We start from the raw sequence: 16,262 nt of genomic DNA on the forward strand, positions 1-16,262 counted from the left end.
AGAGTAAAAACAGTGGAATTTTTTAAAAAACAAACCCATATAAATTTTTTAGGCTTACGTCGCTGGGCGGTAGGTTTATCTCTACTGTTAGTTATTATTTCAGCGGGGTCCTTAATCATCAAAGGTTTACATTGGGGATTAGACTTTACAGGAGGTAGTCAATTACAAGTTTCTTTTAATCATACGGCAGATATTCCCTTATTAAGAAAACAATTAGAAGCAGCGGGATTTAAAGATCCCTTAGTGCAAAGTTACGGAACTTCACGCGATATATTGATAAGCTTGGCGCCTCATCAGCAGACTACACAACATGATTTAAGCGTACAAATTATAAAGGCTTTACCGGGTGCACAATTAAAACAGATTGAATATATAGGTCCTCAGGTAGGTCGTGAATTAGCAACCCAAGGCGCGCTAGCTGTTTTTATTGCACTCTTAGGTATCATGATTTATATCGCACTGCGTTTTGAGTATCGTTTTGCTGTAGGTGCTGCAATAGCTTTGATTCATGATCCTATCGTTATTTTGGGTATATTTTCTTTATTTAATATTGAATTCAATCTAACAGCATTAGCAGCAATTTTAGCAGTAATTGGTTACTCACTTAACGACACCATCGTTATCTTTGATCGAATTCGCGAAAACTTTCGTAAGCTTCGTAAAGGTACGGCAGTAGAAGTGGTTAATTTGTCTATAAATCAAACCTTGTCGCGTACTATCATGACATCCGCAACGACATTATTTGTTGTGCTTTCGCTGTGTGTTTTTGGTGGAACGATGATTCATAGTTTTGCTTTAGCACTCGTAATAGGAATTGTTGTGGGTACTTATTCGTCGATTTATGTGGCTGGAATTATTGCCGTAGCATTAGGTTTGGATCGACGTAATTTTTTACCCCCAGTAAAAAGTGTCGATGATAGACCTTAATTCGATATATTTATTAATCCCCTCAGAAGATCTTGTCTTTAAGCCTTTATATTTTTTTCCTCGGTATATACGTTGTTTATAAAAACTATAAGTTTTTTAATATTTACTTAATCTATAGTTGCTAATATAACTAACTGAAAGAATGATAAAAAAGATAGTGCTTTCTGTAAAAGACTATCAATAAATAGAATCAGTAACTGTAGCGAGAAAAATAAAAAAATGCCTACTTATCATCGAGAATTTAAAAAAAGATTTAAGATTTTCCCTGCTGATGACAATAGCTTGATTGTGCATGATTTTAATAGAAATAAAGGACATATTTATATTAACGATAAATTGTTGGGAGAAATGTTTGCGGAAATTACAGCAGATAATTTTGATAAAGTATGGAAGGAATTATTCGTAGGTGCTGGAAAAGAGGAATTAATCAACTGGAAGAATCTTGCTACTAGATACCTTCATCAGGGTGGTTTTTTGTATCCCCTCCAAGCAATTGTAGCGGGATGTTTATCAAGGCCACATTTAGGATATAGTACTGCATCCGCTCAAAAGGAATTGCGCTTTGCATTTAATGAAAATAGTTTAAAAATCAAAGAAAATTTTACCTATACAAGTTTACCAAATCCTGATGACTCCTTAACATTAGAGGCAGAAGAAGGTAGTTATCTACTTCGGGGGGAGTTATCACACAGTTTATTTGTTGGTATAAATGATAAAAAAATTGCAAATTTTCAACATATTATCGCTGAGGTTAAACTTGATTACAAAGAACTAAAATTAAAGACACATCTAGATCAAAGAAATGTAATTAATAAAATCAAGGACTTATTCAAAGAGTTTTTTAAAGATTTAATTCCTAGTTTAAATAACTATGCGTTCTTTAAGTCCTCTACCTATAAAGGTAGCTTTTGCTTATCAAAGCCTAAAGAAATAAATGGCATTGAATATACTAGAATAAGAAAATAAAAAAAGCTAAACAAAAACTAAAGTGAACGAATAGCTTGTAATACTACAGGGCAGAGTTTGGAGTTAGCGACAAGGATATGTCCAGCTTCAAAGTAATTCTCACCGCCTTTTATATCACAAGCTATTCCACCCGCTTCTATAACCAACAAAACACCCGCAGCCATATCCCAGGGCGCAAGTTCAAGCTCCAAAGCAGCATCTAAGCGTCCTGCCGCCACATAAGCTAAATCAAGTGCCGCTGATCCGGTTCGGCGTATGCCACTGGCTTGTGACATCATTGTGCGTAAAGCTTCTTTATTGATAGAAGTTGTCATCGTATTAAAGCCACGGCTAGGAATTGAGATTCCTATTAAGGATTCTTGAATACTGGAACGTGTACTGACACGTAAACGACGCGTATAACGTTGTGTATTATCTAAATAAGCACCTTGGCCGCGTGTTGCTGTAAATGTTTCTTGGCGTAAGGGATCATAGATTAAGGCATGCTCAATATAATCTTTTTCATTGTTTTTAACAGCAATAGATACAGCAAAATGTGGAAAATCATGGACATAATTACAGGTTCCATCCAGTGGATCAATAATCCAAGTATATTTATCTCCGTTAATTGGCTCGCTTTCTTCCGCAATGATCCCATGATTTGGATAAGCATCTTGGATAGTAGAGATAATAATTTTTTCAGCTTTTAGATCGATCTCAGTGACAACGCCGCGATTATCCTGTTTTTGTTGCATACGAAGTCGGTCTAGACGGTTCAAACCATCTAAAATAGTCTTGCCTGCCAGGCGGGCAGCGCGATCGGCGATATTTAGAAAAGGGTGCATGATATTGATGATAGAGTGAAAACTAATACTATATTTTTAAAAGTGTAAGATGATACCATAGCTTATGCATCTTAAATATCTTTAGATGTAGTCCGCCTTTAAATGCAATGGATATTGATTATAAAAAACCTACGTTGAAAGGTTTACAGGTAAAACCATGCCACTTTCACAAATTCGGATCGTGCTCGTTAACACAACCGATCCTGGAAACATCGGTGCTACTGCTCGCGCGATGAAAACCATGGGTTTGAAACAACTGTATTTGGTAGAACCTAAGTCTTTTCCGCATGTGAATGCATCCGCTCGCGCTAGCAATGCGATTGACGTCTTAGCGGAAGTAATAGTCGTCGACCATTTAGCTACAGCGCTTCAGGATTGTCATTTAGTGTTTGGCACCAGTACGCGTATCCGCGAGCTTAACTGGGTTTCTTTAACGGCTCGTGCAGCGGCTGAAAAAATAGTTATTAATCCTAAGCAGAAGGTAGCCGTAGTCTTTGGGCGGGAACGATGTGGTCTTATCAACAAAGAATTACAACAATGCCATTTTCAAATTAATATCCCTGCAAATCCGGATTATAGTTCCTTAAACTTAGCGGCCGCAGTACAAATTGTTTGTTATGAGTTACGCATGGCTTTTTTACATGAAACTAAACTTGATGAAAAAAGCATCCAGTTGGCAGATGTCAAACAGCAAGAATATTTTTACCAACATTTACATGAGCTATTGAATAAAATTGAATTTTTAAAACCCATTCGTAGTCAGCAAATCATGAATAGACTACGTCGATTATTCAGCCGATCCGAATTAGATATCAATGAAGTGAAAATTTTACGGGGAATACTCAGCACGATTGAAAAAAAATTAGCCTCTAAATCATGAATAATCAATTTAATTGCCAACTACTTAAATCTAGCAAAAATTCTCACGCTCGGGTTACTCAACTAACGACAGGGCATGGCAGTGTGTTAACACCTGCTTTTATGCCGGTGGGGACCCGTGCTTTTGTTAATCATATGACGCCTCATGATCTTAAAAGTGCGGGTTCGCAAATTATTTTAGGTGGCAATACTTATCATATGTTACTCAATCCGGGTATGGAGATTATTTTAGCGAGTGGCGGGATGCATCACTTAATGGCTTGGGAAGGACCTATGCTGACTGACAGCGGTGGTTTTCAAGTATTTAGTTTATCTAAAAATGCCAAAATTTGTCGAATTGATGCGGATGGGGCACATTTTAAACATCCTATTACCGGAAAGGTGATACATTTGACGCCGAAAAGCTCAATCGAAGCGCAAAGAATTATTGGTGCCGATATCATCATGGCGTTTGATGAATGTACTCCAGAAAATGGTGGTAGAGAAATTGCATTAGCTGCAATGGAACGTACGCATCGTTGGTTATTAGCTTCACAAGCAGCTTATTTACATTCAGGTGCAGTTTATGGTCATCAACAAGCTTTATTTGGTATTATTCAAGGTGGTCGTTTTAGGGATCTTCGCGAATTGAGTACGCAATTTATCTTAGACGCAGAACTTGATGGCATTGCTATTGGCGGAGAAGTTATTGGTTTTGACATGCAAAAAACCACTGAAGTGATCGATTGGATTCGACCATTATTACCGGAAAATAAAGTTCGTTACACCATGGGAGTAGGGCTTAATCCACAAGATTTGATTGATGTGGCGGCTAGAGGGATTGATTTATTCGATTGTGTTGCCCCAACGCGCAATGCACGACATGGCGCACTTTATCACGGAAATATTATCAAAAAAGGTAATTGGTTAGAATTTATCAGTGAAAAAAAACAAGCAAGAATATTGATTAAAAAATCTATTTACGCAAAGGACGAAAATCCTATTTTACTAGGGTGTTTATGCTATACTTGTCGGCATTTTACTCGGGCCTATTTACATTTTTTATTTAAACAAGGATCGTCTCTTTATAACCAGCTGGCATGCATACATAACGTACACATCATGCACAATGTTTGCGAACAAATTCGACGTTCAATCTTTGATGAATAACGGGCAAAAAATTTTATTTTAGGGTTGCCAGCGGTAATTTTTTATCGTTGTCTGCGAAATAACATCGTTACAAATGCAATGATGGCTAATATGATGAATATAAAAAATATGATTTTTGCAACACCTGCTGCTACGGCAAAAACACCGGTAAACCCAATAATGGCTGCAATGATAGCAATAGCTAGAAAGATAAATGCCCACGCTAACATAATATTTCTCCTCTATTTAAATTGGCTTAAGCTTTAAGGTTAGTTGATGAATCCAGTAGTCGCAAGTGGCGGTATGCATTCTTAGAAAGTGTCGCCATATTTTGCTCGTTTTGACACCAGGAGTATAAAATATGTCTATAAACGAATCACAAACGATAGATACTATCTTAAAAGAAATCAAAGTTTATCCCCCTTCAAAAAAATTTTCTGATCAGGCGACGATTAAATCGATGGCTCAATACGACGAGATTTATCGCTACTCTATGGAGCATCCCGAACAATTTTGGGCGAGCATTGCCGGCGAACTACATTGGATGCAAACTTGGAAAAAGGTATTAATTTGGGAGGAACCGTATTCAAAATGGTTTGAAGCAGGTAAAACCAATCTAGCTTATAATTGTCTCGATCGACATCTTGAGCACTATGGCGAAAAAACTGCATTGCTTTGGCAGGGAGAGCCGGAAGAAAAACGTCAATTTACTTATAAGGAATTACATCAGGCGGTTTGCCAATTTGCTAATGGTTTGAAAAAACTAGATGTAAAAAAAGGTGATTGCATCACGCTGTATATGCCTTTGATACCAGAGCTTATCATTGCCGTGTTAGCTTGCGCGCGTTTAGGAATCATTCATAATGTGGTGTTTGGCGGCTATTCAGTACTAGCCTTAGAAGCGCGAATCCAAGATTCAAAATCTAAATTTGTGATTACCGCAGATGGTGGTTATCGGCGTGGCAAGATTATTCCGCTTAAACAGGTTATGGATGAAGCGTTACTCAGCTGCCCGTTGGTAGAAAAAGTTATTATTTATCAAAGGACTCATGCTGAAATTACTTTAAAAGCAGATCGTGATATTTGGTGGCATGATGTGATAGCAGGGCTTGACGAAAACTGCCCTGCTGAACCTATGGATAGCGAAGATACACTTTTTATTCTTTATACTTCAGGCTCTACCGGAGTACCAAAAGGGATTTTTCATACAACTGCCGGCTATATGGTAGGCGCTTATTATACTTCCAAGATAGTTTTTGATTTAAAACCGGAAGATGTTTACTGGTGTACTGCCGATGTGGGTTGGATCACTGGTCATACCTATGTAGTTTATGGACCATTGCTAAATGCAGCGACAGTGCTTATCTATGAAGGAGCTCCTGACTGGCCTAAACCGGATCGTTTCTGGCAGCTCATCGAATCTTACCGAGTCAGCATTTTTTATACAGCTCCAACAGCAGTACGTTCTTTTATGAAATGGGGGGATGAATGGATAGACAAAAAAGATCTATCGAGCTTAAGACTTTTAGGCAGTGTAGGTGAGCCCTTAAATCCAGAGGCTTGGCTTTGGTATTTTGAGAAAATTGGCAACAAACAATGCCCCATTGTAGATACTTGGTGGCAAACGGAAACGGGGTCGATTATGATTGCGCCACTTCCTGGAGCAACGCCGACTAAACCAGGTTCTGTGGCAAAACCGTTACCGGGTGTGGAAGTTGATATTGTGGATCCTGCGACGGGACTTAGAGTAGAGCAAGGAAAAGGAGGTGCTTTAGTCATTCGTCGACCCTGGCCGAGTATGTTACGCGGCATTTGGAATGATCCAAAAAGATATGAAGAACAATATTGGAGTAAAGTTCCCCATGCTTACTTCTCTGGAGATAGTGCACATTCTGACACACAAAATTACATTTGGATTATGGGGCGTACCGACGATGTGATCAAAGTTTCTGGGCATCGTTTAGGATCAGCAGAAATAGAAGCGGCGTTAGATAGTTATCCTGCGGTTGCCGAATCCGCGGTAGTCCCTATTCCGGATAAAACTACCGGTCAAGCTATCGTTGCTTTTGTTGTGCTAAATGATGTTGAAAAACCAACATCAACATTAAAAACAAATATTATGAATCAAGTTCGAAGTACTATTGGTGCTTTAGCATTACCAAAACGTTTAATTTTTACTATTGCCTTACCAAAAACGCGGTCTGGAAAAATTATGCGCCGCTTATTACAAGACATCGCTGTGAATCGTCAAATTGATCAGGACACATCGACACTAGAAGATTTCTCAGTTCTAAAACAATTACAAGAACAACAAAAACAACAAAACGGAGAATCGAATAGCCATTATGCAGAATAAAAATATCATCATTATTCCAGCACGTTATCAATCCAGTCGTTTTCCAGGAAAACCATTAGCATTGATCAAAGGCCATAGTTTGATTTACCGAGTTTGGTCTATTGCAAAAACTATTAAAAGGGTTGATGAAGTCTATATTGCAACGGATCATGTCGATATACAAACACACGCTTTAGGTTTTGGTGCTAAAGTTCTGATGACTGAAGAATGTAATAATGGCACCGAACGTATTTTTTCTGCAATTGCTTTATTAACTAATAAACCAGATATTATTTTAAATTTACAGGGAGACGCCGTGTTAACTCCACCTTGGGTTATTCAAGCGTTAATCGATGCGATGATCAATAATTCGCAATTAGAAATAACAACGCTAGCAACCCTAATTAATACAAAGCAATATTCTCTTATGCAAAAGGCTAAATTAAAAGGTGAGGTGGGAGGTACAATGGTTGTATGTGATAAAGATTTAAATGCTATGTATTTTTCTAAAAGTATGATTCCCTATTTAAGAGATACGCAAATGCAGTCGCCCCCCCTTTATCGGCATATTGGACTGTATGCTTATCGTTACTCAGCGCTCAAAAAATATATTTCATTATCGCCCACCCCTTTAGAAAAATTAGAAGGCCTAGAACAATTACGAATACTGGAAAATGGCAAACCTATTCGAGTGATATTAGTGGATTATAAAGGACATACCCACGCTTCGATTGATAGTCCAGAAGATGTTATCAGAGTTGAACAGTTAATAGAAACAGAAGGCGAATTAGTAACATTGTAGTAGAAATGATATGAAAATTATTTTATCTCGACATGGTAATACCTTTTCTGTAAGGGATCCGGTGGTTTGGGTAGGTGCTACACAAGATTTACCTCTCGTTGATTCAGGTATATTTCAAGGCAAATGTTTGGCGCAGGCATTGCAAAAAGCAGAGATACATCCTAAGGCAGTGTATTGTGGTCCTTTAAAAAGAACACGTGATTATGCGGCTGTAGTTTTAGAACAATTACATTCTTCCTTAAAACCTATTATAGATGCTCGTTTAAACGAGATCGATTATGGAAATTGGGCCGGTCTTAGTAATACGCAAATTCAAGAAATTGATGAAGGCGACGAATTGTCTGCTTGGGAAAATTTAAGTGTTTGGCCTAAAATTGCCCGTTGGTCAGGATCTCCAACGCAAATGCTCAAGGAAGTTAAAACGTTTAGCAAAGCGTTAGTTGCTCAATATGATCCGACAGACACTATTTTAGTCATTACTAGTAATGGTCGGCTACGTTATTTTTTAAAACTTATTCCTGGGCTATTTGAACAATATGTAAAGAATAAAGCCTTTAAAGTAGCCACTGGCAATATTTGTTTAATAACTTATGAGCATAAATGGCAAATAAAATTTTGGAATAAAAAACCTGAATACTTATTAAATTTACCTTAAGCTAAAAATTAGTTAAATGCTCAAATAATATTACACCAAAACACAGACTTAAATCCTGAGGTGCTGGTAAATGAGTTCTAATCTAAAGAAAAAAATACATTTAATTTGCATTTAGTTTATTGTTTAAGTCTATGATAAGTAAAGATAATAAATCAATTATTATTCAACAAAAAAATTAAAATAAGTATTTTTATAGGGTTCGTTTTTTAAAGTAAAATGCCACCATTCGGTTCTTATTGGTATAAAGCCATACTTGATCATTAATGATCGTAACAACATTCGATTTTTAAATTGCTCTTCAGTAATATCACGATTATCGGGATGTGATAAGGGATCGAGATAATCAAAAGATGTACCCATATCGAGTACTTGATTGTTTTTAAGATCAACTATTGTTAGATCCACTGTGCTTCCGCGCGTATGACTTGAACGACGCGCAATATAATTGCGTTTAAAAAGCTCTCTTTTATCAATGTGTGGATAGAAAATATTCTTCGTCGTCTGATCCTCAATATTTTGACCCCATACAATAAAATCATTTACTGCCATTTGTGGGCGATAGCAATCATAGACCAGTAAACCTAAATTTTGCTTATTCAGCGTTGTTTGTACTTTCAATAGAGCCTGAGCAGCGGCATTCGTTAAAATACAGACCGGCTTTTTATAACCGTTAATTGGGCGACCAACAAAATTATTTTTACCAAAATAACGCACATCTTGCTTAATATTAGGAATAATCTCATTGACATAAACAAAATTATCTGATTTTTCTTCAGCAAAAACATCCATAACAATAAATATCAGTAAGTAGAGGAATATAAAGTACTTTTTAAGGAATATTTTACACATAAAAAAAGTGAATGATAAGAAAATAGGTTTATTTTACAACAAAATAATTGCTTTCGTTAATTATATCGAAGAAGCAGTTATGTCTTACTACGTTCCCAATAACGCAGTTTCCGGCAAAGTTTTATGAATGCTTGACAAGCACTCGCATTCTCCAAAGCCATTATCCCGTGATCAGGTTTTAGTTTCAATTCTTGAAAAATTGTTGCTAATTCGGGTTCATAACCGATTAATTTACATTGATGAAAACTTTCTTGCAGAAAAGTAAATAATTTTAAGGGGTCGCATTTAAGCAAATCTTTAGGTTTAGCCATAACTGCAATAGCGTCATAACTAGCAGAAACGACTGTTTCGAAGCTTTGTTGAGGTTTAAATTTCTTTTTTTTAAAATCTAAAATTTTAGGCGCAATAATTTCTAATATACCACCTTCTTTTTTAATAAGTTTTTCTAGATGATTTACTAAGGAGAAATTACTTTTTTCAGTGAGTATCACTGCTAATTTTCGTCCTTTAAAAGTATTGGGATTATTTAACACTATACTTAATGAAGGAGCACACGCTTGATTTTTTTTCTTCGCACAGAATGACTGAGCAGGCTTAGGTAGGGATCTCAAGCCTAGTAGATTAGCAACATTCTTGGCAAGTTGCGTATCGATATTTAGGAGATGGGAAATAACGCGTGCTTGAATAGTCTGTGTGTTTACTTTGCTGAGCTCAAATGCTAAAGCCGCCTGTATGTGTTTTTGCTCAATAGGAGTTTGGCTAATATAAAATAAGTTAGCTTGATTATAATAATCGGCAAAACTATCCGGACGCAAACGTACTTTTTCACCTGTTGCCATGGCAGTAAAAGATTGAAAACCTTTTTTAAAGGATTCACGTGGACCGCCATCTTTTCCCCATGAATTAGGCTCATAATTAACTCTTCCGATCAGATTGTGAAATGCCATATGTCCATCTTGCTGAAAGTTGTGGAATGGACATTTCGGTGCATTAATCGGAAGTTGACTGAAGTTTGGACTTCCTAAACGCTTTACTTGCGTATCTAAATAAGAAAAATTACGACCTTGTAGTAATGGATCATTAGTGAAATCGATACCAGGGACAATATTTTGTGTACAAAATGCAACTTGTTCTGTTTCAGAAAAAAAATTATCCACACAACGATTTAAGACTAAACGGCCCACTTTTTTAATTGGAACTAATTCTTCTGGAATTAATTTGGTTGCATCTAAAATGTCAAAATCAAATTTTTTTGCTGTTTTTTCATCGAAAAGCTGCAATCCTAACTCCCATTCTGGAAATTGACCGGATTGAATAGCATTCCATAGATCACGGCGATGAAAATCGGGATCAGCCCCATTGAGTTTAACAGCCTCATCCCAGGTGAGCGATTGCACTCCTAGTTTCGGTTGCCAATGAAACTTAACAAAAGTTGATTTCTGCTTGGTATTAATGAGTCGAAAAGTATGTACACCAAAACCTTGCATGAAACGGAAAGAGCGCGGGATAGCACGGTCGGACATCACCCACATTATCATATGCATGCTCTCCGGATTTAATGATATAAAATCCCAAAAATTATCATGTGCCGTTTGTGCTTGGGGGAAACCACTATCTGGCTCATCTTTAGCGGCATGAATTAAATCAGGAAATTTTATTGCATCTTGAATAAAAAAAACCGGGATATTATTACCAACAATGTCCCAGTTTCCTACTTTAGTATATAATTTAACCGCAAAACCGCGAACATCGCGTGCGAGGTCGGCTGATCCTTTATTCCCTACCACCGTAGAAAAACGCACAAAAGCAGGCGTTTTTTCTTTTTTTCGCTGAAATAAATCCGCACAAGTATATTCTGCAAGGGATCGATAATTTTCAAAATATCCATGCGCACCATAGCCTCTGGCATGAACGACGCGTTCAGGAATTCTTTCATGATCAAAATGAAAAATTTTTTCACGAAAATGAAAGTCTTCAAGTAGGCTAGGTCCTTTTGCACCTAGGCGTAAAGAGTTTTGATTATCAGAAATAGCAGTGCCTTGAGCCGTTGTTAAAATGGGAATCGTATGACTGGCTTGTTGATGAGTTTCAGCACGTTTTTCTTTTTTCTTAACCAATTTAGATTTATAAATTTTCCCTTTTACTTTTTTGCTCATAATTCTTTCCTTTATTAAATAGAATTTCAATGCTTTTTAAACTTATCTCCAGAAATGATAAGAAATTTTCACAGACTCTTTTTTATAGTAAAGAGACTAATGAGCATTATAGAAGAAATTTACTGAAATCTATCGAGAAATAGTGTATTTAGGCAAGCTTACAAAATATGTTCAAACTATTTGAATAATATACCGACAGAAAGCAAGTGCCACATCGAAAGAGTGCGTAATTTAATTGCTTCAAATATCAACAGTATGTGTGCTTGATTTTATTTTCTTCTGAGCGTAAACATGGATATTCTTCTATGCAAGTGTCTGAAGTATTGACTTTATATTTTGTGGTAAAAAGACTGATGACAATTTTTTTGTCATTTTTTAGTAGGGTAGACATTGATAGTGATGGGGTTTTTAAAGTGATCATAGCTTTCTATGACGATATTCTCGCGGTTAGTTAAAGAGAAAAAAATTATTTTACCTTTGATCTACTTTAGAACTTCCATTTACAGAGTAAGTCTTTAAAGAGCATTTTGAATTCTTAGATACGTTCAATTGATCATAAATAAAACCTAGATCTTGTTTAAATTTCCTATTAGAATAATAAAAAAAGGAGAAAGCAGTCATTATTAGATTAACATATAAAAAAAGGGATTTGCATGCCAAAAATAATAAGAAAAATAAGAAAAAAACGATTTTTACTTAATGATAACCTTCCAAATTTTTATAGCGAAAAAAATGAAATTATTCATTTAGCTTACGATTTTGCTGAGGAGTCCATTCTTGATTTAGATTATGTTAAACAAGTTCAAATTGCGATCGAAGAATTTAATGCATACAATTTTGCAAAATTGATTTATAGACCTGTTTCCACAACAAATCTAACTATGAATTCTTCTATTGATGAATTAATCTTAAGAAAAAAACATCTTAATCAAATCGTATTTGGACAGTTTAATTCAAGTTCCAATTTTTTGCTAGCGACTACTTGGGTCATTTATTCATTTGACAATTATATTAATTTTTTAAAGAAGATTAACTCGACAATGGATAGTTGGTCTGCATTTGCGTGGATTGACGCAAATACAGCAAATCCAAAATATCAATCGAATCCGGTTGGTATTCTTCTTCATGAAATTTATCATCTATTTGGAATAAAGGATTTATACAGATTACCCATAGATTGTTGGAACGGTATTTTGTATACCAATATCTCAGCAATACTTGAATGTGAAACTCTAAAAAATTCAGGCAATTCTAATTATAGTAAATTAGATTTTTTAAAAAATATTGAACCAGGTTCATGTTCAGCGCTTTCTGAAGATTTAATTATTTCTCCCATTTCCTTATTTTCTTTGCACCAATATTCGCGTAAAACTTTAGAGCCAATGTATCTTATAAATAAGACCCGAATCATTGAACTACTAAAAGAAAAAAATTTTACTTTAGATTTACAAAAAGATTATTTTGAATTGTTAGAAAAATATCAAGGCTATAACCATTTTGTGACTTATCAGGACATCTGTGCTTTAGTCAAAAGCATTTATTTAAGTGCTCCTGATAGTCTTTTGGGACAAAATTTTAATATCCCAAATTATTATTCCGTTAAAGCTGTTTATAGACCGTTAGACGATGAAGGAAAATTTAGTCGATTGATCGCATTTTTTAAGCAGAGTGAAAACTTTAATTATCCAATTTTAGCACAAGAAAGTTTGAATCTGAGTGTGGATACGGGAGATACGCAGGTAATAAATTTGGTAGATAAATTTAAAGTAGTCAATTTAACCCCCCAGAGAATTAGATGTTATATTGAAAAACCTACCCATTTAACTGGCATTTTACAGCTTTCCGAAGAATGCATTCTCACACTCTATAGTCAAACCGATGTTATTTATCGAGTAAATATAACTATAAAAACTAATTCTACTGCTATTAATCGTTATATTCAGCTTTTTTTTTCAAAAAAACCTCGTTTAGACACATCAATACTTGAAAATCCCTCAGTTGTGCTTAAGTTGAGTAAATCTTCACGTACTATAGATTTGATTGATTTATGTCGTGCTATAACAATGTCTCAACAAAATGATTTGCAGTGTATTAGCACTGATCTACCGAAAGGTTTATTATTTTCCAATTGTTCTGTTTCAGGCATGGAACACAACATGTCTTACATTTTTACAGTAAATTTTTCAAATCAATTAATAAATAAAACCTGTAAATTACATTTTTTAACCATTAATCATTCTGTAATTAATAATAATCAACGCCATGGGGTGGCACTTAACTATGTGCTTGAAGGCTCATACGGATTAAATGACACCCGCCGCCCATTAGCTTACGAAAATATTTTGCTAAAAACATCTCACTTAAACGCATCGGATAGTCTTACAGATTCGATTATTGGTCGATATAAGCAACTTAATTATTTGCTTATTTTTCCCTTGATGCATGGTTTATTTGAAGGATGTATTGATGCGATGTCTTTAAACTCAGGCATTAAATTTATTTGTAAAATAGGATCAAGTTTGCTTTTAGTCAGTATGAACTATTTTTCAACATTACAATTTCCGTTTTTATTTTTTTATTATCTAATTGAGTTTTCAATAAACAAAAATTTAGCTACTTCTCATCGAAAAGTTATACATTACTTTCAATTAATACTTTTCCTCATAGTAACAGAATTGGAGTACGGTTTTTCCAATCTATGGTTTTTAGCGGATAAACCTATATTTGTGTCTGTACTAAACGAGCAAGTAAATAATTTTTTTATCCAAATGTTATGGATGCCTCTAATTAAAACAACAGGTTATTTATTAAGCTCATTCCTGATTGATTTTATGAGTCAACTAGACATCGGGAAGATGCGCAATGAAGCGCCTACCAATACTAAGCTAGATAACATCCCTCAATTAGGTGGTGCATCATTTTTTAATTCATTAAGAATAATTAAAAATACAGTTTCATTTAAGAATATAAAGCGCTTACCCAATATGTTTTACAAACAATACGTTCTTCCAAATGAAGATAACACAATACATTTTTTACATAATTCAAATTAAAAAATCTAGACATAGTGATTTATTTCAAATATTAGTTATTAATTACATTATATTCAAATTTTTCTGGTTAATATTTTAGTCAGTTGCATTTAAGAAATTCCCTAAATAATTTAGCTATTTTAAAATTAGTAAAATTAATAAGTTGAAAAATGTAATCTAATAATAACAGAGCAGTTTCACCGTATATTAATTTTTATCTGAGCCCAGGATTATGGGATCCGGTTAGAAATACCAATTGCTAATGAGCAAAATATTAAGTAACAAATTATCGAGTTTCGCTGTAATAAATTTTGCTACAATCAATATTTTTACCATAAATAAATTACTTTGTTTTTTTTGAGTCGTAATTGATAAATATCCAATCCAGATGCTTAAATTGTTACCTTCATAAAAAACATGGGTGTAAACCCTTTAGTTAGGATTGCGTATTCATTAATGGTACTGGTTGTAGATAACGCAGGTGCAGAACTTTGAATTCCTAGTACAAAACGGGTACAGGCTTCATAATGAACTAAAACGAAATTGCTAATCATGTTTAAATTAGCTACAATTCGGCTCCTTTCATGTGAAGGGCCCATAGCTCAGTTGGTTAGAGCAGCGGACTCATAATCCGTTGGTCCTAGGTTCAAGTCCTAGTGGGCCCACCAGTATAATCGAACACTTACACTGCCTTCCAATAACCGCCAATTCTTTTGCACTTTTTTTCAGTCTAAATTTAACATACAAGTTATTAATTTTTCCTTAAAAGTAAAAACATATGTTGGATGTGAATAGGTCAAAATTTAGTAATAAGCATAAAACTTAAAAATCCACCTTAAGTAGATGGATTGATTCTAATAGCTAATGCATTAATAGCATCGATATAGGTTTCTAGTTCAGCCAACTGCTCTACGGTGGGAGGTTGTTGTTGCTCAATAGCTCTATTTCTTCTTTTAGCCATTCAAGTATCCTCTAGATTTTTATAGAATTTAATTTGGTATACTGAAATGTAACATTGTGCAGGATAAAATTTTTTATTAGCTATTAGCTACTTACATTTTTTTATTTTAAGCAATTTAAATTATTTAGTATTATTTATTTTTTAAGATTTTCTGCAGTCAAGGCAGCTTGCACAGCAGGACGGTTAGCAATGCGTTCGAAGTAGGCCATTAAGTGTTTATACTTACTCATCTCAAACTTCATAGCAAATCCCCAACGCAAAATAGTGAACAGATAAGCATCGGCGATCGTGAAATGATCTCCTTGTAGGTATTCATCTTTTTTTAGAGTTTCATCTAAATATTTAAACTGTGCTTCTAGTTTTTCCCGTAAAATTGTCTTATATTCCTCTGGCGTTTTCGGATTGAACAGAGGACTGAAACTTTTATGCAGCTCCGAAGTAATATAGGCAAGCCACGTGATGGTTTGATAGCGTGACAAGTTGCCGACAGGTGCAATTAGATTGGTATTCGGCGCTTTGTCTGCCAGATATAACACGATGGCCACCCCTTCGGTTAGCAAACTTCCATCGTCTAATAAAAGTGCAGGCACTTGTCCTTTCGGATTGATGGTCAGATAGTCTGTTTCTGAGCTAGTCATTTTTTTCACTAAATCGACTTTTTCTAATGTAAAATTCTGTCCTGTTTCACATAACACAATGTGGGGGGACAACGAACAAGCGCCGGGACTATAGAATAGTTTCATTTTTA

At 35.1% G+C, this 16,262-nt stretch carries 15 protein-coding genes and 1 tRNA gene; 9 read left to right on the top strand and 7 right to left on the bottom strand.

Features of this window, described 5'->3' with window-relative positions; translation table 11 throughout:
- The first annotated feature begins 12 nt into the window (after nt 1-12).
- Together secF and AACL18_RS01425 are read left to right on the top strand one after the other, a co-directional pair.
- Nucleotides 13-927, top strand: coding sequence for a protein translocase subunit SecF (gene secF, locus AACL18_RS01420; RefSeq protein ID WP_339050884.1), 915 nt, complete (start codon nt 13-15; stop codon nt 925-927).
- 219 nt (nt 928-1,146) lie between these two features.
- Nucleotides 1,147-1,893: a hypothetical protein gene (locus AACL18_RS01425; protein WP_339050886.1), complete on the top strand. Its 747-nt coding sequence runs from the start codon at nt 1,147-1,149 to the stop codon at nt 1,891-1,893.
- 17 nt (nt 1,894-1,910) lie between these two features.
- On the opposite strand, the gene AACL18_RS01430 is transcribed toward AACL18_RS01425, so the two are convergent.
- Nucleotides 1,911-2,717: an inositol monophosphatase family protein gene (locus AACL18_RS01430; RefSeq protein ID WP_339050887.1), complete on the bottom strand. Its 807-nt coding sequence runs from the start codon at nt 2,715-2,717 to the stop codon at nt 1,911-1,913.
- Between the two features lie 157 nt (nt 2,718-2,874).
- On the opposite strand from AACL18_RS01430, the gene AACL18_RS01435 reads away from it, so the two are divergent.
- Both AACL18_RS01435 and tgt read left to right on the top strand, forming a co-directional pair.
- Entirely contained in the window at nt 2,875-3,597 is a 723-nt protein-coding gene (locus AACL18_RS01435; RefSeq protein ID WP_339050888.1) for an RNA methyltransferase, read from the top strand.
- The gene (gene tgt, locus AACL18_RS01440) at nt 3,594-4,745 is read left to right on the top strand and encodes a tRNA guanosine(34) transglycosylase Tgt (protein ID WP_339050889.1); all 1,152 of its coding nucleotides are present in this window, start codon (nt 3,594-3,596) and stop codon (nt 4,743-4,745) included. The genes AACL18_RS01435 and tgt overlap by 4 nt, the downstream gene beginning before the upstream one ends.
- Before the next feature lie 41 nt (nt 4,746-4,786).
- Here tgt and AACL18_RS01445 read toward each other — a convergent pair whose 3' ends face one another.
- The gene (locus tag AACL18_RS01445; protein WP_339050890.1) at nt 4,787-4,954 is read right to left on the bottom strand and encodes a DUF1328 family protein; all 168 of its coding nucleotides are present in this window, start codon (nt 4,952-4,954) and stop codon (nt 4,787-4,789) included.
- Between the two features lie 131 nt (nt 4,955-5,085).
- Between AACL18_RS01445 and acs the strand changes: the two genes are divergently transcribed.
- Genes acs through AACL18_RS01460 form a run of 3 tightly spaced genes read left to right on the top strand, consistent with a single transcriptional unit; the run spans nt 5,086 to nt 8,516 of the window.
- On the top strand, nt 5,086-7,080 hold the full coding sequence (gene acs / locus AACL18_RS01450; protein WP_339050891.1) for an acetate--CoA ligase: 1,995 nt from the start codon (nt 5,086-5,088) through the stop codon (nt 7,078-7,080).
- Nucleotides 7,070-7,861, top strand: coding sequence for a 3-deoxy-manno-octulosonate cytidylyltransferase (gene kdsB, locus AACL18_RS01455; protein WP_339050892.1), 792 nt, complete (start codon nt 7,070-7,072; stop codon nt 7,859-7,861). Before acs ends, kdsB begins: the two co-directional genes overlap by 11 nt.
- Nucleotides 7,862-7,871: 10 nt before the next feature.
- Complete coding sequence (locus tag AACL18_RS01460; protein ID WP_339050893.1) at nt 7,872-8,516, top strand: histidine phosphatase family protein; 645 nt, start codon at nt 7,872-7,874, stop codon at nt 8,514-8,516.
- Nucleotides 8,517-8,675: 159 nt separating this feature from the next.
- Here the strand turns inward: AACL18_RS01460 and AACL18_RS01465 are convergent, their stop codons facing one another.
- Complete coding sequence (locus tag AACL18_RS01465; protein ID WP_339050894.1) at nt 8,676-9,305, bottom strand: M15 family metallopeptidase; 630 nt, start codon at nt 9,303-9,305, stop codon at nt 8,676-8,678.
- A gap of 137 nt (nt 9,306-9,442) precedes the next feature.
- Nucleotides 9,443-11,521, bottom strand: coding sequence for a catalase (locus AACL18_RS01470; protein ID WP_339050895.1), 2,079 nt, complete (start codon nt 11,519-11,521; stop codon nt 9,443-9,445).
- Nucleotides 11,522-12,174: 653 nt separating this feature from the next.
- On the opposite strand from AACL18_RS01470, the gene AACL18_RS01475 reads away from it, so the two are divergent.
- Entirely contained in the window at nt 12,175-14,574 is a 2,400-nt protein-coding gene (locus tag AACL18_RS01475) for a hypothetical protein (protein ID WP_339050896.1), read from the top strand.
- Nucleotides 14,575-14,945: 371 nt separating this feature from the next.
- Here AACL18_RS01475 and AACL18_RS01480 read toward each other — a convergent pair whose 3' ends face one another.
- Complete coding sequence (locus tag AACL18_RS01480; protein ID WP_339050897.1) at nt 14,946-15,107, bottom strand: hypothetical protein; 162 nt, start codon at nt 15,105-15,107, stop codon at nt 14,946-14,948.
- A gap of 37 nt (nt 15,108-15,144) precedes the next feature.
- Between AACL18_RS01480 and AACL18_RS01485 the strand changes: the two genes are divergently transcribed.
- Nucleotides 15,145-15,221 (top strand) — tRNA-Ile (locus AACL18_RS01485).
- A gap of 167 nt (nt 15,222-15,388) precedes the next feature.
- Here AACL18_RS01485 and AACL18_RS01490 read toward each other — a convergent pair.
- Complete coding sequence (locus AACL18_RS01490; protein ID WP_339050898.1) at nt 15,389-15,514, bottom strand: hypothetical protein; 126 nt, start codon at nt 15,512-15,514, stop codon at nt 15,389-15,391.
- A gap of 134 nt (nt 15,515-15,648) precedes the next feature.
- Complete coding sequence (gene gstA / locus AACL18_RS01495; RefSeq protein ID WP_339050899.1) at nt 15,649-16,224, bottom strand: glutathione transferase GstA; 576 nt, start codon at nt 16,222-16,224, stop codon at nt 15,649-15,651.
- Nucleotides 16,225-16,262 lie beyond the last annotated feature (38 nt).

Source organism: Rickettsiella endosymbiont of Xylota segnis, assembly GCF_964019545.1.
Lineage (GTDB): Bacteria > Pseudomonadota > Gammaproteobacteria > Diplorickettsiales > Diplorickettsiaceae > Aquirickettsiella.

Excerpts from the sequence above, each read along its gene's own strand:
- AACL18_RS01425 (WP_339050886.1), top strand. The coding sequence starts at position 1,147 with ATGCCTACTTATCATCGAGAATTTAAAAAAAGATTTAAGATTTTCCCT.
- AACL18_RS01430 (WP_339050887.1), bottom strand. The coding sequence starts at position 2,717 with ATGCACCCTTTTCTAAATATCGCCGATCGCGCTGCCCGCCTGGCAGGC.
- AACL18_RS01435 (WP_339050888.1), top strand. The coding sequence starts at position 2,875 with ATGCCACTTTCACAAATTCGGATCGTGCTCGTTAACACAACCGATCCT.
- tgt (WP_339050889.1), top strand. The coding sequence starts at position 3,594 with ATGAATAATCAATTTAATTGCCAACTACTTAAATCTAGCAAAAATTCT.
- AACL18_RS01445 (WP_339050890.1), bottom strand. The coding sequence starts at position 4,954 with ATGTTAGCGTGGGCATTTATCTTTCTAGCTATTGCTATCATTGCAGCC.
- acs (WP_339050891.1), top strand. The coding sequence starts at position 5,086 with ATGTCTATAAACGAATCACAAACGATAGATACTATCTTAAAAGAAATC.
- kdsB (WP_339050892.1), top strand. The coding sequence starts at position 7,070 with ATGCAGAATAAAAATATCATCATTATTCCAGCACGTTATCAATCCAGT.
- AACL18_RS01460 (WP_339050893.1), top strand. The coding sequence starts at position 7,872 with ATGAAAATTATTTTATCTCGACATGGTAATACCTTTTCTGTAAGGGAT.
- AACL18_RS01465 (WP_339050894.1), bottom strand. The coding sequence starts at position 9,305 with ATGGATGTTTTTGCTGAAGAAAAATCAGATAATTTTGTTTATGTCAAT.
- AACL18_RS01470 (WP_339050895.1), bottom strand. The coding sequence starts at position 11,521 with ATGAGCAAAAAAGTAAAAGGGAAAATTTATAAATCTAAATTGGTTAAG.
- AACL18_RS01475 (WP_339050896.1), top strand. The coding sequence starts at position 12,175 with ATGCCAAAAATAATAAGAAAAATAAGAAAAAAACGATTTTTACTTAAT.
- AACL18_RS01480 (WP_339050897.1), bottom strand. The coding sequence starts at position 15,107 with ATGATTAGCAATTTCGTTTTAGTTCATTATGAAGCCTGTACCCGTTTT.
- AACL18_RS01490 (WP_339050898.1), bottom strand. The coding sequence starts at position 15,514 with ATGGCTAAAAGAAGAAATAGAGCTATTGAGCAACAACAACCTCCCACC.